The organism is Streptomyces sp. MGP-P1, from assembly GCF_057766565.1.
Map to the genome: position 1 here is coordinate 2,271,096 of NZ_JBYMEM010000007.1, position 20,570 is coordinate 2,291,665.

Below are 20,570 nucleotides of genomic sequence, written 5' to 3' on the forward strand. Positions count from 1 at the left end.
CCTCGCAGGTCGTGACAGACCAGGAGGCCTCCACCATGACCCCCCGTCGCACTCCGCTCTCCCAGCTGGAGCAGGGCATTCCGTTCGAGCAGCGCCACATAGGGCCCGACGCCGGAGCCCAGGCGAAGATGCTCGCCCAGGTCGGCTACGGCTCCCTCGACGAGCTCACCGCCGCCGCGGTGCCCGACGTGATCAAGAGCGCGGAGGCCCTGAACCTTCCGTCGGCGCGCACCGAGGCGGAGGTCCTGGCCGAGCTGCGGTCGCTGGCCGACCGCAACGAGGTGCTGGCCCCGATGATCGGCCTCGGCTACTACGGCACCTTCACGCCGCCCGTCATCCTGCGCAACGTCATGGAGAACCCCGCCTGGTACACGGCCTACACGCCGTACCAGCCGGAGATCTCGCAGGGCCGCCTGGAGGCCCTCCTCAACTTCCAGACGATGGTCGCGGAGCTGACCGGGCTGCCCACCTCCGGCGCCTCGCTGCTCGACGAGGGCACCGCGGCCGCCGAGGCGATGGCCCTCGCCCGGCGCGTCGGCAAGGTCAAGAAGGGCGTCTTCCTGATCGACGCCGACACGCTGCCGCAGACCGTCGCGGTGATCGAGACCCGCGCCGAGCCCACCGGTGTCGAGGTCGTCGTCGCGGACCTGAGCGACGGCATCCCCGCCGAGATCGCCGAGCGCGGCGTCTTCGGTGTCCTGCTCCAGTACCCGGGCGCCTCCGGTGCCGTGCGCGCCATCGAGCCCGTCATCGAGCAGGCCCACGAGCTCGGTGCGATCGTCACCGTCGCCGCCGACCTGTTGGCCCTCACGCTGCTCACCTCGCCCGGCGCGCTCGGCGCCGACATCGCGGTCGGCACCACCCAGCGCTTCGGCGTCCCGATGGGCTTCGGCGGTCCGCACGCCGGCTTCATGGCGGTCCGCGAGAAGTTCGCCCGCTCCCTGCCCGGCCGCCTCGTCGGCGTCTCCGTCGACGCCGACGGCAACAAGGCCTACCGTCTGGCCCTCCAGACCCGCGAGCAGCACATCCGCCGGGAGAAGGCCACCAGCAACATCTGTACCGCGCAGGTCCTGCTCGCCGTCATGGCCGGGATGTACGCGGTCTACCACGGTCCCGACGGGCTGCGGACGATCGCCCGGCGCACCCACCGCTTCGCCGCGATCCTGGCCGACGGCCTGCGGAGTGCCGGTGTCGACGTCGTGCACGGCGCGTTCTTCGACACCCTGACCGTACGGGTCCCCGGAAAGGCCGCGGCCGTCGTCGCGGACGCCCGGGAGCGAGGCGTCAACCTCCGCCTCGTCGACGCCGGCCAGGTCTCCATCGCCTGCGACGAGACCACCACCCGCGCGCAGATCTCCGCCGTCTGGGCCGCCTTCGGCGCCGAGGGCGACATCGAGGCGCTGGACGCGACGGTCGCCGACACGCTGCCCGAGGGGCTGCTGCGCTCCGACGACATCCTGACCCACCCGGTCTTCCACCAGCACCGCTCCGAGACCGCGATGCTGCGCTACCTCCGCAAGCTCGCCGACCGCGACTACGCGCTGGACCGCGGCATGATCCCGCTCGGCTCCTGCACCATGAAGCTGAACGCGACCGCCGAGATGGAGTCGATCACCTGGCCCGAGTTCGGCGCGCTGCACCCCTTCGCCCCGGCCGACCAGGCGCAGGGCTTCCTCTCCCTCATCCGTGAGCTGGAGGAGCGCCTCGCCGAGGTCACCGGCTACGACGCGGTGTCCATCCAGCCCAACGCCGGCTCCCAGGGCGAGTTCGCGGGTCTGCTGGCCGTCCGCGCGTACCACCGGGCCAACGGCGACGACCAGCGCACCGTCTGCCTCATCCCGTCGTCCGCGCACGGCACCAACGCCGCCAGCGCCGTCATGGCGGGCATGAAGGTCGTCGTGGTGAAGACCGCCGACGACGGCGAGGTCGACATCGCGGACCTGCGCGCCAAGATCGAGCAGCACCGCGACGAGCTGGCCGTGCTCATGATCACCTACCCGTCCACGCACGGGGTGTTCGAGGAGCACGTCGCCGAGATCTGCGGCGAGGTGCACGACGCGGGCGGCCAGGTCTACGTCGACGGCGCCAACCTCAACGCGCTGGTCGGGCTCGCCAAGCCCGGCAAGTTCGGCGGCGACGTCTCGCACCTGAACCTGCACAAGACCTTCTGCATCCCGCACGGCGGCGGCGGCCCCGGCGTCGGCCCGGTCGGTGTCCGCGCGCACCTCGCCCCGTACCTCCCCAACCACCCCCTCCAGCCCGCCGCGGGCCCGGAGACCGGTGTGGGCCCGATCTCGGCCGCCCCGTGGGGTTCGGCGGGCATTCTGCCGATCTCGTGGGCGTACGTCCGTCTGATGGGCGGCGAGGGGCTCAAGCGGGCCACGCAGGTCGCCGTGCTGGCCGCGAACTACATCGCCAAGCGGCTGGAGCCGCACTTCCCGATCCTGTACAACGGCCCGGCCGGTCTGGTCGCGCACGAGTGCATCGTGGACCTGCGCCCGATCTCCAAGGCGACCGGCGTCTCCATCGACGACGTGGCCAAGCGTCTGATCGACTACGGCTTCCACTCGCCCACCATGTCGTTCCCGGTGGCCGGCACGCTGATGATCGAGCCGACGGAGAGCGAGAACCTCGCGGAGCTCGACCGATTCTGCGACACCATGATCGCGATCCGGGCCGAGATCGAGAAGGTCGCCTCGGAGGAGTGGAGCCAGGACGACAACCCGCTGAGCAACGCCCCGCACACCGCGGCCGCGCTCGGCGGCGACTGGGACCACGGTTACAGCCGCGAGGAGGCCGTCTTCCCGGCCGGAGTCTCCGCCGCGGACAAGTACTGGCCGCCGGTGCGCCGCATCGACGGCGCCTTCGGCGACCGGAACCTGGTCTGCTCCTGCCCCCCGCTGGACGCGTACGACGACTGAGACAGGCTGAGGCAGGGCGTGCGCCGTGAGCGGTGCGCGCCGGACATGCGTCGGGGCCGGTGCGGAGATCTCTCCGGGCCGGCCCCTGTTCGTCGGCCCGTCCTCAGGCGGCCTTCACCACACGACCGGTTGCTAGAGTCCGGTGCGGAGCGATGATCTGTCCGTCGGGCAGCAGTTCGCCGGTGTCCTCGAAGAGCAGGACGCCGTTGCACAAGAGGCTCCATCCCTGTTCGGGGTGGTGGGCCGTCAGGCGGGCGGCCTCCCGGTCGGGTGATTCGGCGGTGGGGCAGGGTGGCTGGTGCTGGCACATGGATGGGTTCTTTCGCTGCGTCGAGTCGAGTGTCCTGCGGCTGGATGTGGTGTTCATGGCCGCCCCCGTATCAGTCGGTCCGGTCCCAGTGTTGCCCTACGGGGATGATTCCGCAGGGATTTGGCCGCAGCACCCGTACTCCTCTCATGACGCATCACCCGCGCGGACGGTTCACCGCAACTGCACTGTCCCTTTGGGTGGTTCGGGGTGGCCGGATGGGGCTAGTCCGGGTGGGCGGCACAGCGCCCCCGCAGCGACCCCGCCCTGCCCCGCCCGGTGTCCGGGCGGGGCAGGGCGGGGTCGCTGCGGGGGCGCTGTGCCGGAGTGGCGCCGGTCAGGCCGATCTGAGGAGCGGGCCGGGGGCCACGCGCAGCGAGATGACGGGCAGCAGATCGGCGACCCGGTGCGGGCGGTGGGCGGCGATGCCCGGCGGGGCCGGGGCCAGGGGTACCAGGACGTCCGTCGGCGCGAGCATCCCGCCGCCGGGATCGGCGTCGGTGTCGCCGTGCAGCCAGAGGGTGAGCATGTACAGCTCCGGGATGGACAGCAGCCGGGCCTGGCAGGCGGTGGACGATCCCTCCGCCTGCCGGAGGGCCAGCTCGGTCGAGGCGAGGTAGGGCCCCTCGAAGAAGTGCGAGAAGGCCCAGCCGTCGGGCGTGAGCACGGTGTCCGCCGCGGCGACCGCGCGGCCCTCGCTCCGGATCAGGAAACGCCAGGCCGCGAGGCGTGTCAGAGGTGCTGTCCTGGTGGGCGTGATCCGGTCCAGCACATGCACGGGAAGCGGTAGTTCGGGGCTCAGCGGTCCCTGGACGGACCGGAGAGCGGATGTGCGGGCCTCGCGGACGGCGGTGGGAGAACCGAGGGCCGCGAGAACACTGCGCAGGGCGGGCGCGGGAGCTGGGGGAACATGCAGCGGCATAGTGGGTCGCCTCTCACTTCGGAGACACGGTGGCGCTTGGGCGGGTGCAGACGGCGCTGTCGGCATGAGGGCCGGAGACGGCCGGTGACGGGCGAGTCGCATCAACTCTCTGCCTCGTTGAGCGGAGTTTATATGACGCGTGTTCACACAGTGTTTCCACTAGCGGTCGGAGTTATGTCGCGCAAGGCGTCATCCGGCCTTCGAATTGTGGTATTCCTGGTGATTTGAACTGCTGCCGACGACCCCGACCTGGCGTTCTTCCGGGGGAGCGGTCGGCTGAAACTGGTCGGTGTTTTCACCGCGCATACCCCGGCCGAAAATGTGGGCAACCACATGCCTCCGGAATGTGCCCCCGGTCTCCTTCCATCAGACTATCGGGTATCGGAGGCCCGTGGGGGCGTTACGGATCACTCCCGCTGGGCATTATCGATCGTGATGCGAGCGGCCTGGGCCGCGGGCCGCCCACTGGAGGAGGGACCCCTCGATGGGGGAGAAGGTCGTGGCGGAAGCCTTTGACCTGTCCGATCGACAGGCGTACCGCGCCAAGCTCAACCAGTGCCTGGAGGGGCTGGGCAGACTCCTGGAGGAGCGGAGGTTCGACCGCCCGCGGAACCTGATGGGGCTGGAGATCGAGCTGAATCTCGCGGGCTCCGACGGGATGCCCCGGATGATGAATCAGCAAGTGCTCCAGCGCATCGCGAGCCGGGATTTCCAGACCGAACTGGGGATGTTCAATCTCGAAGTGAATATCGTCCCGCACCGCCTCGGCGGCCGGGTTTTCGATCAGCTCGCGGAGGAGCTGCGGACCGGCCTCGCCTATGCCCACCGCAAGGCGGGGGAGGTGGACGCGGGGATCGTGATGATCGGAATCCTCCCCACCCTGGGCGAGCATGACGTGGTGTCCGCCAATCTCTCGGACGTGGACCGTTACACTCTGCTCAACGATCAAATGGCGGCCGCCCGGGGGGAGGATTTCCTCCTGGATATCGAAGGCGTCGAGCGACTGGTCTGCACCTCGCCCTCCATCGCCCCCGAATCGGCCTGCACCTCGGTACAGCTGCACCTCCAGGTGACGCCCGCCCGGTTCGCCGACGTGTGGAACGCCGCCCAGGCGATCACCGGCGTCCAGATCGCGCTGGGCGCCAACTCCCCCTTCCTCTTCGGCAAGGAGCTGTGGCGGGAGTCCCGGCCGCCCCTGTTCCAGCAGGCCACCGACGTGCGGCCGCCGGAGCTGGTCAACCAGGGGGTGCGCCCCAGGACCTGGTTCGGGGAGCGCTGGATCGGCTCCGCCCACGAGCTCTTCGAGGAGAACCTGCGCTACTTCCCGCCGCTGCTGCCGATCTGCGACGACGAGGACCCCCTGAAGGTGCTGGACGAGGGCGGGGTGCCGGAGCTGGCCGAGCTGGTGCTGCACAACGGCACCGTCTACCGCTGGAACCGTCCGGTGTACGGGATCGCCGACGGCGTCCCCCATCTGCGGGTGGAGAACCGGGTGCTGCCCGCCGGGCCGACGGTCACCGATGTGATCGCCAACGCCGCCTTCTACTACGGGCTCGTACGGGCGCTCGCCGAGGAGTCCCGGCCGGTGTGGAGCAGGCTGCCGTTCGAGGCCGCCGAGGAGAATTTCACCGAGGCCTGTCGGCACGGCATCGAGGCCGAGCTGCTCTGGCCGCGGTCGGGCCGCTCCGGCGGGCCGGTGAGGATCCCCGCCGTACAGCTGGTGCTGGAGGAGCTGCTGCCGCTGGCCGCCGCGGGGCTGGACGCCTGGCACATCGAACCCGCCGACCGGGACCGCTATCTCGGGGTGATCGAGGAGCGCTGCAAGCGGCGCGTCAACGGCGCCTCCTGGCAGGTGGCCACGTACCGCCGGGCCCTGGGCGCCGGGCTGGGGCGGGACGCGGCGCTCGCGGCCACCACCCGCCGCTATGCCGAGCTGATGCACGCGGGGGAGCCGGTCCACACCTGGCCGGTGGGATTCCCGGCGCCCTGAGATTCCCGGGAAGCCGGCGCCGCTGACGGGCCCGGCTCCGGCTCCCGGGCCGGTCGCTCCTGTGCGACGAGTCCGTTCTGCCCGGCCGCCGTGCGCTTCTCCGGTCGGTCCTGCCGCCCTTGACCGGGTCGCCGAGCCGCTTCGCCGGCATGAGCCGCCGGTGGTCCTGCGGTCCCGGCATCCTCGCCGCGTTGCTGTCGGGCAAGCCGGGACGTCCCATGCCGGTGGTGCCCCTCGTTGAGGACGAAACAAGGGAAAAGGGACCGAACCGCCAGCGAGGGTGGTCGTCCCCCGGCCTGTCGCGCATGATCTTCGTACCGCTATTCGAGACCCTGGTGCGGCGGCCGGTGGGATGAGACGTGATCGCAGGACAAAAGGCAGGTGTACAGGTGGAGACCGGGCGCGTGGCTGATGCTTTTCCCCAGGAGACCGTGCCACGAAGGATCTCGCGGTCCGAGGTGCTGCTGGTCCTGGCGCTCTCGCTGGGTGCCAGCGCGGTGTCCTCCCTGATCAGTTTTGTCGGATCGCTGACGAAACCGGGGGGTTTGAAGGACCAGGCGGCGACGCTCAACGGCTCGTACGCCCCGGACCGTCCATGGCTTGATCTGTCATGGCAAATGTTCGGAATCGCCACGGCCCTGGTGCCGGTCGCGCTGGTCGCGCACCTGCTGATCCGGGAAGGAGCGGGCCTGCGGACCATCGGATTCGACGTGACGAAACCCTGGTTCGACCTCGGCCGCGGAACCCTCGTCGCGGCCGGCATCGGCAGCGCCGGCCTCGCCTTCTACCTGGTGGCGCGCGCCACCGGATTCAACCTGACGGTCGTTCCCGAGTCCCTGCCCGAGGTCTGGTGGAAATTCCCCGTACTGATCCTCTCGGCGATCCAGAACTCCGTGGTGGAGGAGGTCATCGTCGTCGGCTATCTGTTGCGCAGACTCGGACAGTGGGGCTGGACGCCGATGGCCGCGCTGGTGGCCAGTTCCGTGCTGCGCGGGTCGTACCACCTGTATCAGGGGATCGGCGGCTTCATCGGCAACGTGGTGATGGGCGTCGTGTTCGTGCTGCTCTACCGGCGCTGGGGCCGGGTGGGCCCGCTGGTCGTCGCGCACGCACTCCTGGACATCGGGGCGTTCGTCGGATACGCCCTGCTCGCCGGCCGGGTCGACTGGCTGCCGACGCCGTGAGGACGGTGCCGGCAGGCCGGTGAAGGGCTGTGCCGTCAGGGCGGTGAAGGGCTGTGCGTCAGGGCGGTGAAGGGGTGCGCCGGAAGTGTCGGCGCACCCCGACGGCCGTCAGAGCGTGGTGAGCAGTTCGCCGTCGATCACCGTGACCGCCGTGCCGGTCAGCAGGGTGCGCTCGCCGCGCAACGCGGTGCGGACCAGCCCCGAGCGGGCGGACGCCTGGAGGCCGGTGAGGTCGTCGCGGCCGAGGCGGGCCGACCAGAAGGGGGCCAGCGCGGTGTGGGCGCTGCCGGTGACCGGGTCCTCGTCGATGCCGACGCCCGGGAAGAAGCCGCGCGAGACGTAGTCGTATCCCCGGGCGGGGTCCTCGGCAGCGGCGGTGGCGATGACACCGCGCCGGGAGTGGGCCGCCAGCGCGGCGAAGTCCGGGGCGAGCGCCCGTACGGCCGCCTCGTCGCGGAGCTCGACGAGCAGGTCGCCGATGTGCTCACCGGTGTCGTGCACCGAGACGGGGTCCGCCCCGAGGGCGTCGGCGAGGCCGTACGGCACCGGCTCCTCGGTCAGCGGGGAGGTGGGGAAGTCGAGGGTGAGAGTGCCGTCCTGCCGGGCGGTCGCGGTCAGGATCCCGCAGCGCGCGGTGAAGCGCACCGGGCCCGTGGCCAGACCCGTGGTGTGCAGGACGTGGGCGGTGGCGAGCGTCGCGTGCCCGCACATGTCCACCTCGGTGGCCGGAGTGAACCAGCGCAGCGCCCAGTCGGCCGTGCCGCCCGGCGGCAGCGGGTGGGCGAAGGCCGTCTCGGAGAGGTTGACCTCGGCGGCGATCTCCTGCAGACGTGCGTCGGCCGGGAACGTACCGCTGTCCAGCAGGAGTACGCCGGCGGGGTTTCCGGAGAAGGGGCGGTCGGTGAACGCGTCGACGATGCGAATCCTCATGGGACGACCGTAGATCGCCGGGGCGGAGGCGGGCCAAGGCCAATTCCGGGTGGCCGGCCCCTGGCCTTCGTGCCGGAGCGGCCGTGCCGGCGACGGTTCCCGGCTCACCGGTGACTCCCCGGGCCCGACGGAGTCACCGGGCGGACGTTCGCCCCGGCCCGACTCGGCCGGGAGCACCGCACGCCTGCGGGACCGGCAGCACCCGTCCCAGGCGAGCGAGCGGGGAGACGGCCATCAGGACCGGCGACAGCATCATGCCCGCGGCCGACACCAGGAGGCCGGTGCGCAGACCCCACCCCTGTGCGAGGAGGCCGCCGAGCAGCGAGCCGAGCGGGGTGAACCCCATCCCGACGAAGGTGATCGTCGCGGCCGCGCGCCCCTGCATCCCGTCCGGTGTGACGGCCTGCCGCACCGACATGATCGTGACGTTCACCAGCTGGCTGAACGTCCCGAACACGAAGTTGACGGCAAGGAGCGCGAGCACCGTCGCGATCGAGGAGCCGTGCAGGGCCGGTACGCACAGCAGCGCACCGTTGCCGAGCACCGCCGCGGACACGAGCACGGCACCGTGACCGAACCGGCCCGGCAGCCGTGCGGCCAGGACGGAGCCCAGGAGGGCGCCCGGACCGGTCGCCGCGAGGGCGAGGCCGACGGTGACGCCCGTCAGCCGAAGTTCGTGCGGGAGGAAGAGCAGGTAGACGGTCATCGTGGCCGCGAAGGAGAGCTGGAAGGCGGCGGAGGCGAGGCACACGGCCCGCAGCCAGGCGTTCTGGGCGACGAAGCGCAGGCCTTCGACGATCCGGCGCCGGACCGGGGAGACGCGCTCCGGTACTGCCACACGCCCGAGTACGGCTTCGGGGTGGCGGATCCGCCTCAAGGACCCGAACGAAGCCGCGAAGAACAGCGCGCCGGTGGCCACGGCGACCGGCGCCGACAACAGCGACACCAACGCGCCGCCGAGCGCGGGGCCGCCGATCTGCGCCGCGGACCGGCTGCCCTCCAACGCACTGTTGCCCCGAACGAGTTGGTCGCGCCGCACCATCCGTACGAGGGACGCCTGGTACGCCACGTCGAAGAGGACCGACAGGGCTCCGACGGTGAACGCCACCACGAACAGCGCGGGCAGGCCGAGCAGTCCGAGGAGACCGGCCACGGCCGCCGCCCCCAGGGCCACGGCCCGGCCTGCGTCGGTGAGCACCATCACCGTACGGGCCCGCCACCGGTCCACCCAGGCACCCGCGAGGAGGGAGAGCAGCAGGATCGGCGCCTGCCCCACGGCGCGGAGGGCGCCCAGCTGGCCCGCGCCCGCGTCGAGCGTCAGGACGGCGAAGAGCGGCAGCACGACGAGCGTCGTGTGTTCGCCGAGCTGGGAGGCCGTCTGACCGGCCCAGAGCCTGCGGAAGTCGGCGTCCCGCCAGGGACCTGACGGCACGGCCCTGCCGGACTCCGGTACGCCGGAGGGAGGGGTGGGGGAGGAAGGAGAGGGGAAGGGAAGGGGCCGCACAGGAACCTCGTGGGTCGCCGGGCACGAGACCCGCGGCCCGGCGCACGGAAGCGTGCCCGGGCAACGGGCGGGAGAAGGGCTCGCTGTGCCGCGACCTCAAGGGCAGCACGCGATGACGGGCCGATCTGGCTACGACGTCAGCGCGCGCTCGGACGACCGGGCATGTCTCTCCGCTCCTGGTGGGGTCACTCCTGGCGAGCCATTCGCCGCCCGGAACGCTAGCGCTTGCCGAGCGGGGGAGAAAGGCAATTACGGGAGTGGGCGGGAGGGTACGGGAGGCGTGCCCGGCCTCGTACGGGTGCGACCGGGCGGTATCCCTCGGCGTCCGCGATGCGGAGCACCGGGGATCGGATCACCGCCCTGCCGTTCTCACCGCCCGTACCGTCCCCGCCGCCCGTACGGTCCCCGCCGCCCGTACGGTCCCCGCCGCCCGTACGGTCCCCGCCGCCCGTACGGTCCCCGCCGCCCGTACGGTCCCCGCCGCCCGTACGGTCCCCGCCGGTTGGGGCGACGGAAACCGTGCGGGCGGTGAGGCCGCGTCACGCGACGGCGGTGCCTTCGAGCTCGACCAGCTGGCCGGGGACCGCCAGTCGCGTCACGCCGAGCAGGGTGCTGGCCGGCGCCACTTCGGCCGCGCCCAGCCGCCCCGCCAGCGCGCCGTAGTGCCGGCGGAGCAGATCGACGTCGGTCGTATAGACGTTGAGGCGGACGAGGTTCGCGAGAGACATGCCCGCCTCGCTCAGCACGGCCTCCAGGTTGTCGATGCTCAGCGTCAACTGTGCCGCCATGTCCCCGTCGTGCTGGGGCTTGCCGTCGTCGCTCATCGAGGTCTGCCCCGAGACGTACAGGGTCCGGGTCTGCCCGGAAACGACTTCACCCTGGTTGAACCCCAGGTCCACCGACCAGGTCACCGGGTTCACGGCCGTTCGTTCCAGCGCCACTTGAGCTCCATTCGATGCATTGGATTCATGGGAGTACGGAGGCCCGTCGGCCCGGCGGTCGCCGGCCTCGACGTCCTACGGGGGAGCCTTCCAACAAATGACGACACCCTTGGTCATGTATTTCGCTACCGTTCCCGCATGCGCGCCGACCGATTGGTCTCGTTGGTACTGCTGCTGCGTCAGCGCGGGCGGCTGACCGCCGACACGCTGGCCCGTGAGCTGGAGGTGTCCACCCGTACCGTGCTGCGCGACATCGAGGCACTGTCCGCGGCCGGAGTCCCGGTCTACGCCGAACGCGGCAGGCACGGCGGGTTCGCCCTGCTGCCCGGTTTCCGGACCGAGCTCACCGGGCTGAACCACGACGAGACCCTCGCCCTGCTGGCCGCCGGATCGGGACGCGGGGAGCAGATGTTCGGCCTCGGACCGGCGCTCGCCTCGGCCATGCGGAAGGTGGTCGACGCACTGCCCGAAAGCCATCAGGCCGCCGCGAGCGACGCGGCCCAGCGGTTTCTCGTCGACCCGGAGACCGACCTCCTCTCGCGCCGGCCGGACATGGACCAGGTACCGGGCACCACCATGATCGAGGTCCGCCGGGCCGTGCTCTCCGGACACAAGCTGCGCATCCACTACGCGGCCACGGGCCGGGCGCCGCAGTGGCGCACGGTGGACCCGATCGGTCTGGTGACCGTACGGGACCGGGGCTACCTGCTGGCCACCAGATCAGGCGCGGACCGCACCTACCGGCTGTCACGGGTGCTGGCCGCCGAGGAACTGCCCGAACCGGCCCAGCGACCGAACCGGGTCGACCTGGACCGAATCTGGCGGGACCGTTCCGCGCGATTCCTCGCGGGCGGCGACCACGTCACCGCGCTGGTACGGGTCAATCCGGCGCGGCGGGAGGAACTGCTGGGCACCGTGCTGGCCGTCCGCGCGGAAGATCCCGACACGGACGGCTGGCCGCGGCTGGAGGTCACCTTCCAGGACGCACGGCACGCCGAATGGGCACTGTGGCGTCTCGGTACGGATGCGGAGGCCCTGGCCCCGCAGTCCTTGCGCAGCGCCCTGCGCGACATCGCCGTCACCCTCGCGGCCCGCTACGAGACCTAGTCGATGTCGTCCCGGTCGAGGCCTGCCGCGGTTCGGCGACCGAACGGACGAAGGTGATCGTGCGTGAGCGCAGGCCTTCCCGGCGCGAGGCGATGATCTCGTCGACCGGACGGTCGAAGGCCTCGCGGACCGGCCTGCCGTGCACCTTCACCGCGCAGTCGAGGTCGGTGCACAGCAGGAGACCGATCGCGTCGAGGCGTTGGCGTTTGTCACGTGAGGGGCGTTGGGCGGTGAACAACGAGACCTCGTTGAAGCGGCGGGCGAACCGGCACAGGTCGCACATCACCGCGCGCGAACCGCGCGCCGAGTCGTTCGGGGCCTGGCGCAGCAGCACTCCCCGCGCGTTGCCGTCGACCTCGGTGACGAGGTAGGCGTGGGCCGGGGCGCGCAGGTCTCTCCAGCCGAGGTAGTCGATCCGGTGCCATCGGACGTCGTCGAACCGGGCCGGCAGGCGGACCTTCTTCGCGGCCGGGTCCAGGTTCACGATCGCGCCGCGCACCTCTTCCCTGGTCATGGGGCGCATGGCTTCTCCTTGTGCGTCGCACACGAGTGCGATCTGTTGGGGGGCGGGGACGGGGGAAACCCTGAGCGTCAAGGCGTGGGGGTGGTGGGTGCCGTGTGCCACGGCATCGCGGGGGACGGCCGGGTCACGGCGCGAGCCGCATGCGATGGGCGACGCCGGGGTCCCGCAGGGGCTTGAGCGCCAGGCGCACCAGAGTCAGTGCGTTGTCGTCACCGGCGATGCGATTGGCGCTGAGCTCGCCGCAGGAAACGCACTGGTGGATGAGCATCCACTCGCCGTCGGGTCTGACCGACATGCCCAGGGCTTCCATCCGGGCGCGGCAGTCCGCGGCCCGGTCGCCCGGCACCCGCCGGTCGACGTGCAGGCTGACCAGGCAGTTCGGGCAGTGGTTGCGGTGCGTGGTGCCGGGTGCTTCCAGGGACACGTCCAGCCGGCAGCCCGCGCACCGGAAAGCGTCTCCCCGGTGCCCTCCCTGGCTGTGCAGGACGTCCTTGTACCGCTGCGGCCGCCGTGCGGCCCGGGCACGGCGGCGGGTGTTCTTCGCTCGTCTCGGCATGGCCGGTCCTCTCCTCTCCTACCGGTTCAGAGGTCGCCGAACGCTTCGAGCGGAAAGGGAGGTTGCGCCAGTGGCCGGACGGCCAACCGCATCAGGATGAGCTGGTTGTCGTCCGTGCGGGTGGGGTGGGAGGTCAGCTCGTCGCAGCGCACGCAACGGTGGATGACCACCCAGTCGCCCGCACGTGGCACGGCGACGGCGATCGGCGACATGCGGCCCCGGCAGTCACTGGAGCCGCCGTCGGCGGGGTCGAGAACATGCCGGTACTGCAGGCACGACGGGCAGTGATGGCGCCGTGCGCCGTCGTCGGAGACGGCGAGCACGGTCCGGCCGCACCACGCGCAGGAGGAAGCGCTGTTCGGGGTGGTGTGTGGAGTGCTGGAGAGAGTTTCGTTGGTGCTGGACACCCGGGGTGCTCCTTGCTGGGAAGTCTGTGATGACAGCAAGAGCAGGCCGAGCGGCCTCGACGAAGACGCCCACCCCGTACGACGCGACATGCGTGCGGACGGGGGCAGGGGCTGATTCAGTGCACCGGAGAGTCACGTCCGGACGCCGTCGGAGAAGGACGGCAGCAGAAGGACGGACTACTGGCTAGACGGTGCAGCGAGGCGCGCGCGGCGCGGGCCGGAACATAAGAATCTCTCTTTTCCAGGGCGCGGAAGCCCAGAACAGACCGAGGAACGCCGTCAGCGTAACCACAGCTCGGGCGGGGGGCGAGTGATTATTTCCGGGTACCGTCGCGTGCCGCGCGGTCGTGGGCGTGGTCAGGACGTGACGAGCCCGGCGAGCTTGCGCAGCGACTCCTGGAGTGCCGCCGTCGCGGAGTCCTTGAGCTTGCCGCCCATCAGTGAGACCGCCGCAAGTCCGTCAGGCGGCCCCAGACCTTCCCGGCGGGCGCCTCGATGCGTGCCTCGGCGCTGACTTCAGCCATGCGGCCACCCCTGGTTCGTCCGGTTTCGGTGTCGCGGAAGGTAGCGGGGGCCGCGTCGACATTCCATGCTGATGAGACGTCAGATCTGTTGGGGCTGCCTGTTCCGCCAGATCACCGCGGAGTCGAACCTGTCCGACGCGCGGGGGTGGGGGCCCTCGTCGTGGCAGTGGAAGGCCGCCCAGAAGAGATCGGCGGGCAGGGCGTCGTCGGGTGCGTACACGCGGTAGACGTACTGCAGCCCGTCCTGGGCGAGCAGCGCGACCATCCAGAACACCCGCCCCTCCCCTCTCGCCCCCGCCGCTTCCGTGTGGCGTGGGGGACGAGCGCGCGGGGGCCTGCGGTTGCCGCCGGGGCGTGGGACGCAAGGCGGCGCGCGCTCCGGACCGTCATGGTTGTGCCGTTCGGCACGATCTCATCCGCAAGGATGACGGACGGCTGCGGTCTCCCCAACTTCGGTGGGATGCCCAATGGGTCGCTCCGGGGATGTCTTCCGGCCGTGGGACTGATGGGGTAGAGGTGTGCAAAACCGGACGCCGCGCATGCCTGACCAGCCCGCACCGAACCACGCCGAGAACGATGCCCGCTTCACCGTGGAACTGGCATCGGTGCTCAACGGTGCGCGCAGGCGCGCGCTGCGCGACGGTGACCGGCAGATCGACACCGCCCACCTCCTGCATTCGCTGATCGAGACGGACCCCGAAGTCCGCGAGGCCTTCGACGGCGGGCCCCAGGTGGCCAAGGTGCTCGGTTATCTCGTTCAGCGCAGCATCGGCTACGGGCTCCGCTGGCAGGGCTCCGTCGAGGACTCCGGCGCCGTTCCGGTGGTGCGCGACCCGGTGGTCGACGGCTGGTCGCCCTCGGCCCTCGCCGCGATGGAGGGCGCGCTGTGCCGCGCGGCGTCGCGCGGCACAGCGCGCGCCGCCGGCCTCGATCTGCTCGCCGCCCTGGCGGCCGACACCGAGTGCCGTGCGGTGGAGGTGCTCGCCCGCGGGGGCGTGGACGCGCGGTGGCTGGCGGACCGGGTCGCCGTGCTCACGGCCGAGGCGGCGCGACACGCTTGAGCCGCGCCGTGACGGTGACCCCGCACCCCCTTCCCGTAGTCGCGGTCGGAGGGCCGTCTCGACAGGTGTCATGGGGATGACGGTGCTGTCGACTGCTGCCATGATGTGCCGATGCAAGCGTCTTCGGGATTTCAGGGCAGAAGCGCCGGGCTGGGCCTCGCGCTGGTCTCGGCCTTCGCCTTCGGCGGTTCGGGAGTGGCGGCCAAGCCGCTGATCGAGGCGGGGCTCGACCCGCTGCACGTGGTCTGGCTGCGAGTGGCGGGCGCCGCCGTCATCATGCTCCCGGTCGCCTGGCGACACCGGAATCTCGTACGGGAACGCCCCGCGCTGCTGGCCGGGTTCGGCCTGTTCGCGGTGGCCGGGGTCCAGGCCTTCTACTTCGCCTCCATCTCCCGTATCCCGGTCGGTGTGGCGCTCCTGGTGGAATACCTGGCGCCCGCGCTGGTCCTCGGCTGGGTCCGCTTCGTGCAGCGCAGGCCCGTCACCCGGGCCGCCGCGGTCGGTGTGGTGCTGGCGGTCGGCGGCCTGGCGTGTGTCGTCGAGGTCTGGTCCGGGCTCAAGTTCGACCTGCTCGGCCTGTTGCTCGCCCTCGGCGCGGCCTGCTGCCAGGTCGGCTACTTCGTTCTCTCCGACCACGGCGGGCAGGACGGCCGGGACGGCGGGGGCAAGCACGCCGAGCCTCCGCACCCCGTCGGGGTCATCGCGTACGGACTGATCGTCGGCGCGGCCGTCCTCACCGTCGTCGCCCGCCCCTGGGGCATGGACTGGTCGCTGCTCGGCGGCAGCGCGGGCATGAACGGCGACGAGGTCCCCGCCTGGCTGCTGCTCGGCTGGATCGTGCTGCTCGCCACCGTGCTCGCGTACGTCACGGGCGTCGTCTCGGTCCGGCTGCTCTCGCCCCAGGTGGCCGGAGTCGTCGCCTGCCTCGAAGCGGTCATCGCGACCGGACTGGCCTGGGTGCTGCTCGGCGAGCACCTCTCCGCACCGCAGCTCGTCGGCGGATTCGTGGTCCTGACCGGTGCGTTCATCGCCCAGTCCGCCGCGCCGAAGCCCCCGACGGGTCCCGTCGCCTCCGGTGCCGGTGCCGGTGCCGGAGCGGTGGCCGGGGCCGTCGAGGGCGAGTTGTCCGGCGGCCGGGCCCCGCATTAGTGTGACGGCCATGCATCTGACTGTGCTGCCGCCCCCTGCCGCCTAGCGCGGGCGGCCACTCCTGACGAAGACCGGGCTCGGGCAGTCCCCGAGCGGCTCGTCGCTGCCCGCATGCGGAGCCGAGCGACCTGCCGACCCTGTCCTCCTCTGGAGAAGTCATATGTCCATCCCTGTTGCTCCCGCGCTGCCCGTCGGGCGGAGCATGCTGTATCTGGTCGTCGCCGGAGTCGCCTGGGGCACCGCAGGCGCGGCCGCGTCCCTGATCTTCCGGATCAGCGATCTCGGCCCCCTCGCCCTGTCCTTCTGGCGCTGCGTGGGCGGTCTCCTCCTGCTGGCCGGGGCGCTCGCACTGCGCCCCCGCCGGACGCCCCGGGAGCCCGAACCCCGACATCGCCGCCTGCTCCGGATCCTCGGTACGGGCATCGGTCTCACCGTGTTCCAGACCGCGTACTTCGCGGCGGTCGAGGTCACCGGCCTTGCCGTCGGCACCGTGGTCACGCTCGGCGCCGGGCCCGTCCTGATCGCCTTCGGAGCGCGTCTGCTGCTGGGCGAACGCCTCGGCCGGGGCGGCCTGGTCGCCGTGACCGGCGCGCTGACCGGGCTCGCCGTGCTGGTCCTGGGCGGCGAGGGCGGCGAGGTCGTGCCGGCCGGGATGCTGCTCGCGCTGCTGTCCGCCTCCGGGTACGCGGCCATCACGCTGCTCACCCGGTGGCTCGGGCGGCACGGCGGCGGCGGTGACGCGCTCGCCACCAGCGCCTGGGCGTTCGGCATCGGAGCGGTGGGCCTGCTGCCCATGGCCCTCGCCGAGGGGATGCTGCCGCACACCGCCGAGACGGGGCAGGTGCTGTGGCTGCTGGTCTATGTGGCCGCGGTCCCCACGGCGCTCGCCTACGCGCTGTACTTCGCCGGGGCGGCCGCCGTCCGATCGGCCACGGTCTCCGTGATCATGCTCCTGGAGCCGGTGAGCGCGGCCGTCATCGCGGTGACCGTGCTGCGGGAGCGGCTGACGACGGCCACGGTCCTCGGCACGCTGCTCCTGCTGACCGCGGTGGCCGGACTGGCCCTCGCGGAGGCGCGCGGCGCGGCGGCGGCCCGCCGGAAGGAGGCGCCGGCGGTGTGACGACCCTGCCCGGCGGCGTGGCGGCGTGGCGGCGTGGCGGCGTGGCGGCGTGGCGGTGCGGCGGCGTGGCGGTGCGGCGGTGCCGGTCGCGGTGGCCATGGCCACCGCGACCTCGGTCGGTCGGCATGCCGCCGCGGCCTCCGTCGGCCTTCAGAGCATGGACAGGTACTCCGGTACGGCGATGGCCGGATCCATGTCGTCCGCGGGGACCGGTGCCGCATAGCCCCGGGTGAGCGGCACGATGCCGGTCCAGTGGGGAAGGGCGCTGTCCTCGGGCTCGTCGTTGGGCCCGCCGGTGCGGACCTTCGCGGACACTTCGTCCAGGTCCAGCCGGATCACCGCTGTCGCGGCGAGTTCCTTGGCGTCGGCCGGCCGGGAGTCGCGGGAGCGGCCGGGCACGACCTGGTCCACGATCGCGTCCAGGGCGAGCCGACGCTCCTCGGGGTCGGTCACCGTCACGGCCGTGCCGTGCACCACCACCGAGCGGTAGTTCATCGAGTGGTGGAAGGCGGACCTGGCCAGCACGAGGGCGTCGACATGGGTGACCGTCAGGCAGACCGGCAGCCCGGGGTCGGCGCTCCTCGCCGACCGCAGCGGTCGTGAGCCCGTGGAGCCGTGGACGTACAGCCGCTCTCCTATCCTGCCGAAAAGGGTCGGCAGGACGACCGGGGCGCCGTCGCGCACGAAGCCCAGGTGGCAGAGGTAGGCCTCGTCGAGGATGGAGTGGACCAGCTCGCGGTCGTAGGAGGCGCGGTCCTTGGACCGGGTGGGCACCGTGCGGTCGGTGGGCAGGTAGGGGGCGGCGACGCCGGAGCCCGTGTCGTCGGGCGTTGCGGTGTGCTGCATTGCTTACTCCATTGCACTAGTGCATACTGTTGTTTGTGCTAGGAGAGTATCGGATCAGTGGGCGGCGCGCAGCGGAGATCGCCGCCAGTGTGGAGCGCGGGGTCGGCTCCGGAGACCTTCCGCCGGGTCATGTGCTGCCCCCCATGCGGGAGTTGGCCGCTCGTCTGGAGGTCAACCCCAATACCGTGGCCGCCGCCTACCGGACGCTGCGCGAGCGCGGCGTGATCGAGACGGCGGGCCGACGGGGGAGCCGGGTGCGTCCGGCCCCGGCCAGCACGTCGCGCGGGTCGCTGCGGATCGAAGCGCCCCCGGGCGTCCGGGACCTCGGCGAGGGCAATCCCGATCCGGAGCTGCTGCCCGACCTCGGGCCGGCGCTCGCGGCGGCCGCCGTGGCAGACGCGGAGAGCCATGGTCTGTACGGGCAGGCCGCGGTGGTCGCCGAGTTCGCCGCGTACGCCCGCGCCGCGCTGGACGCCGACGGGGTGCCCGCCGGGCCGGTCGCCGTGACGTCCGGAGCACTGGACGCGATCGAGCGGGTCCTCGCGGCGCACCTGAAGCCGGGTGACGCGGTGGCGGTGGAGGACCCCGGCTGGGGCAGCGTGCTCGACCTCGTGCCGGCGCTCGGGCTGCGCGCCGTGCCGGTCGGCGTGGACGACTCCGGTCCGCTGCCCGCGGATGTGGAGCGGGCGCTGCGGGCCGGGGCGCGGGCCCTGGTCGTCACCGACCGGGCGCAGAACCCGACCGGCGCGTCCCTGGACGCGCCGCGCGCCCGGGAGCTGCGCGCGGTTCTCGGACGCCACCCGGACGTGCTGCTGATCGAGGACGACCACGGGCACGCCATCGTCGACCTGCCGCTGCACCCGCTGGCCGGGGTGACGGCCCACTGGGCGTTCATCCGTTCGGCGGCCAAGGCGTACGGCCCCGATCTGCGGGTCGCCACGCTCACCGGGGACGCCGTCACGGTCGACCGGGTGGCGGGGCGGCAGCGGCTCGGGCCCGGGTGGGTCAGCCGGCTGCTCCAGCGTGCCGTGCTCCAGCTGTGGACCTCGGGAGCCGTCGACACCCGGGCGGTGTCCCGCTCCTACGGGGACCGACGGGACGCGCTCATCCATGCGCTGGCGGAGCGCGGAGTGAGCGCCCGGGGCCGTAGCGGGATGAACGTGTGGGTGCCCGTGAGCGACGAGACCGGGGCCGTCGCCCGGCTGCTCCACGCGGGCTGGGCGGCGGCCCCGGGCGCGCGCTTCCGGCTGGACACGCCCCAGGGGGTGCGGCTCACCGTCTCCCCGCTGTCCGCGGCGGACATCGGCCCCCTGGCGGACGCGGTGGCCGCGGCCGCTGGTCCCGCACGGCCGGTCAGCTACGGCTGAGACCGGCGGCGTCCGCGTCGGGCGGCAGGGCGCGGTCCGCCGCGGGCCCCGGCGGGGCGGCGGCGACCGGAACGTCCGCGGGCTCCGGTGCGGCGGTGGCGAGAGCTTCCGTGGGCTCCGGTGGGACAGCGACAAAAGCCTCCGCGGGCCCCGGTGGGGCGGCCGGGCGGGCCCTGCTCTGGGTGAGGGCCGCCCCGACGAGGACGATCAGCGCCCCGACCGGGGTGTTCCAGCTCAGCTCTTCGCCGAGCAGGGCGACGCCTGCCGCCGTCGCGATCACCGGGATGAAGTACGTGACCATCTGGGCCGTCGTCGGACCGACCTCCTGGACCAGGCCGTACTGGAGCAGGACGGCGAGGCCCGTGCCCAGCGCGCCCAGGGCGAGCACCGAGAGCGTCGGGAGCAGCGGAAAGGACGTCGGCGCCGAGGTGAACAGCGGCGTCACCACGGCCAGTTGCAACGTACCGAGGAAGAGCTGGCTGCCCGTCAGCGCCAGCGTCGACGACCCGGTTCCGGCCAGGGTGCGGCGTACGTAGATCCAGCCGACCGGGTAGCAGAACGAGGCGAGCAGCGCCATGCCCGTACCCGGCAGGTCCAGGCCGGAGAAGCCCTGCCAGGCGCCCAGCACCGTGAGGACGCCGAGGAAGCCGACGCCGAGACCGCCCACCCGGCGGCGGGTCGGGCGGTCCTCCGACAGAGCGATCACCGAGAGCGCCATGCCCCACAGCGGCGAGGTCGCGTTGCAGATCCCGGCCAGCGTCGAGGGGATCGTCAGCTCCGCGTAGGAGAAGAGCGAGAACGGCAGTGCGTTGAGGAGGAGCGCCGCGACCGTGAGGTGCCCCCAGGTCCGGGCGGAGCGCGGAAGGCGCTCCCGGCGCATCGCCATGGCGGCGACCAGCACCGCCGTACCGGCCAACAGCCGGCCGAAGGTGACCTGGAACGGGGCGTAGCCCTCGGTTCCGACCTTGATCAGCAGAAAGCTGAACCCCCAGATGAGCGAGAGCCCCGCGAACCGGATCCGCCAGTCGAGGGCGGGGCGCCGCGCGGCGGGCGCGATCGGGGCGGGCGGAGGAGGCGGCGGAGGAGGCGGCGGGGAAGGTGCTGACGCCGGGGCCGTGACCCCCGGCTCGCAGGGAGCGCTCATGAGGTCAACCCTGACGAAGATGACGTCGTAGGACAAGCGAATCTTTCTGGGCTCGTTCGCGTAGTAT

At 72.1% G+C, this 20,570-nt stretch carries 19 protein-coding genes and 1 pseudogene; 8 read left to right on the forward strand and 12 right to left on the reverse strand.

The window, feature by feature from the left end; genetic code table 11:
- Positions 1–35 precede the first annotated feature (35 nt).
- Positions 36–2,921, forward strand: a complete 2,886-nt coding sequence (gcvP, locus tag AC3CH1_RS31725; protein ID WP_488466004.1) for an aminomethyl-transferring glycine dehydrogenase — start codon at positions 36–38, stop codon at positions 2,919–2,921.
- Between the two features lie 103 nt (positions 2,922–3,024).
- Here gcvP and AC3CH1_RS31730 read toward each other — a convergent pair whose 3' ends face one another.
- Positions 3,025–3,231, reverse strand: a complete 207-nt coding sequence (locus AC3CH1_RS31730; protein WP_488466784.1) for a DUF5999 family protein — start codon at positions 3,229–3,231, stop codon at positions 3,025–3,027.
- 334 nt (positions 3,232–3,565) lie between these two features.
- A complete protein-coding gene (locus AC3CH1_RS31735) occupies positions 3,566–4,150 on the reverse strand; it encodes a hypothetical protein (protein ID WP_488466005.1) in 585 nt (194 codons plus the stop codon).
- Positions 4,151–4,634: 484 nt separating this feature from the next.
- Between AC3CH1_RS31735 and AC3CH1_RS31740 the strand changes: the two genes are divergently transcribed.
- On the forward strand, positions 4,635–6,140 hold the full coding sequence (locus AC3CH1_RS31740) for a glutamate-cysteine ligase family protein (protein WP_488466006.1): 1,506 nt from the start codon (positions 4,635–4,637) through the stop codon (positions 6,138–6,140).
- A 404-nt stretch (positions 6,141–6,544) separates the two neighbouring features.
- Positions 6,545–7,324, forward strand: coding sequence for a CPBP family intramembrane glutamic endopeptidase (locus AC3CH1_RS31745; RefSeq protein WP_488466007.1), 780 nt, complete (start codon positions 6,545–6,547; stop codon positions 7,322–7,324).
- A gap of 108 nt (positions 7,325–7,432) precedes the next feature.
- Here AC3CH1_RS31745 and AC3CH1_RS31750 read toward each other — a convergent pair whose 3' ends face one another.
- From AC3CH1_RS31750 to AC3CH1_RS31760, 3 genes are all read right to left on the reverse strand, one after another.
- Entirely contained in the window at positions 7,433–8,254 is an 822-nt protein-coding gene (locus AC3CH1_RS31750; protein WP_488466008.1) for a PhzF family phenazine biosynthesis protein, read from the reverse strand.
- Positions 8,255–8,387: 133 nt separating this feature from the next.
- The gene (locus AC3CH1_RS31755) at positions 8,388–9,758 is read right to left on the reverse strand and encodes an MFS transporter (RefSeq protein WP_488466009.1); all 1,371 of its coding nucleotides are present in this window, start codon (positions 9,756–9,758) and stop codon (positions 8,388–8,390) included.
- A gap of 539 nt (positions 9,759–10,297) precedes the next feature.
- Positions 10,298–10,693 carry a RidA family protein gene (locus AC3CH1_RS31760; RefSeq protein WP_488466785.1) on the reverse strand — a complete coding sequence of 132 codons (396 nt, stop codon included), beginning with the start codon at positions 10,691–10,693 and terminating at the stop codon, positions 10,298–10,300.
- Between the two features lie 144 nt (positions 10,694–10,837).
- Here AC3CH1_RS31760 and AC3CH1_RS31765 point away from each other — a divergent pair, with 144 nt between their 5' ends.
- The gene (locus AC3CH1_RS31765) at positions 10,838–11,806 is read left to right on the forward strand and encodes a helix-turn-helix transcriptional regulator (RefSeq protein ID WP_488466010.1); all 969 of its coding nucleotides are present in this window, start codon (positions 10,838–10,840) and stop codon (positions 11,804–11,806) included.
- Here the strand turns inward: AC3CH1_RS31765 and AC3CH1_RS31770 are convergent.
- The 5 genes and pseudogenes from AC3CH1_RS31770 to AC3CH1_RS31790 form a co-directional block, all read right to left on the reverse strand.
- Positions 11,778–12,329 carry an FBP domain-containing protein gene (locus AC3CH1_RS31770; protein ID WP_488466011.1) on the reverse strand — a complete coding sequence of 184 codons (552 nt, stop codon included), beginning with the start codon at positions 12,327–12,329 and terminating at the stop codon, positions 11,778–11,780. The genes AC3CH1_RS31765 and AC3CH1_RS31770 overlap by 29 nt on opposite strands.
- A gap of 124 nt (positions 12,330–12,453) precedes the next feature.
- The gene (locus tag AC3CH1_RS31775) at positions 12,454–12,885 is read right to left on the reverse strand and encodes an RNHCP domain-containing protein (protein ID WP_488466012.1); all 432 of its coding nucleotides are present in this window, start codon (positions 12,883–12,885) and stop codon (positions 12,454–12,456) included.
- Between the two features lie 26 nt (positions 12,886–12,911).
- Positions 12,912–13,292, reverse strand: coding sequence for an RNHCP domain-containing protein (locus AC3CH1_RS31780; RefSeq protein WP_488466013.1), 381 nt, complete (start codon positions 13,290–13,292; stop codon positions 12,912–12,914).
- Between the two features lie 357 nt (positions 13,293–13,649).
- Positions 13,650–13,745 (reverse strand): annotated as a pseudogene (locus tag AC3CH1_RS31785) (type II toxin-antitoxin system Rv0910 family toxin); the annotation flags it as partial.
- Positions 13,746–13,895: 150 nt separating this feature from the next.
- Positions 13,896–14,090 (reverse strand): hypothetical protein, encoded by a 195-nt coding sequence (locus tag AC3CH1_RS31790; protein WP_398068782.1) that lies wholly within the window; start codon positions 14,088–14,090, stop codon positions 13,896–13,898.
- A 244-nt stretch (positions 14,091–14,334) separates the two neighbouring features.
- On the opposite strand from AC3CH1_RS31790, the gene AC3CH1_RS31795 reads away from it, so the two are divergent.
- The 3 genes from AC3CH1_RS31795 (at position 14,335) to AC3CH1_RS31805 (ending at position 17,146) form a co-directional block, all read left to right on the forward strand.
- On the forward strand, positions 14,335–14,877 hold the full coding sequence (locus tag AC3CH1_RS31795; RefSeq protein WP_488466014.1) for a peptidase: 543 nt from the start codon (positions 14,335–14,337) through the stop codon (positions 14,875–14,877).
- A 111-nt stretch (positions 14,878–14,988) separates the two neighbouring features.
- The gene (locus tag AC3CH1_RS31800) at positions 14,989–16,026 is read left to right on the forward strand and encodes an EamA family transporter (protein ID WP_488466015.1); all 1,038 of its coding nucleotides are present in this window, start codon (positions 14,989–14,991) and stop codon (positions 16,024–16,026) included.
- A gap of 160 nt (positions 16,027–16,186) precedes the next feature.
- Entirely contained in the window at positions 16,187–17,146 is a 960-nt protein-coding gene (locus AC3CH1_RS31805) for a DMT family transporter (RefSeq protein ID WP_488466016.1), read from the forward strand.
- A 150-nt stretch (positions 17,147–17,296) separates the two neighbouring features.
- On the opposite strand, the gene AC3CH1_RS31810 is transcribed toward AC3CH1_RS31805, so the two are convergent.
- Complete coding sequence (locus AC3CH1_RS31810; RefSeq protein WP_488466017.1) at positions 17,297–17,992, reverse strand: pyridoxamine 5'-phosphate oxidase family protein; 696 nt, start codon at positions 17,990–17,992, stop codon at positions 17,297–17,299.
- 35 nt (positions 17,993–18,027) lie between these two features.
- Between AC3CH1_RS31810 and AC3CH1_RS31815 the strand changes: the two genes are divergently transcribed.
- Positions 18,028–19,359: an aminotransferase class I/II-fold pyridoxal phosphate-dependent enzyme gene (locus AC3CH1_RS31815; protein WP_488466018.1), complete on the forward strand. Its 1,332-nt coding sequence runs from the start codon at positions 18,028–18,030 to the stop codon at positions 19,357–19,359.
- Here AC3CH1_RS31815 and AC3CH1_RS31820 read toward each other — a convergent pair.
- The gene (locus AC3CH1_RS31820) at positions 19,346–20,503 is read right to left on the reverse strand and encodes a DMT family transporter (RefSeq protein WP_488466019.1); all 1,158 of its coding nucleotides are present in this window, start codon (positions 20,501–20,503) and stop codon (positions 19,346–19,348) included. The genes AC3CH1_RS31815 and AC3CH1_RS31820 overlap by 14 nt on opposite strands.
- Positions 20,504–20,570 lie beyond the last annotated feature (67 nt).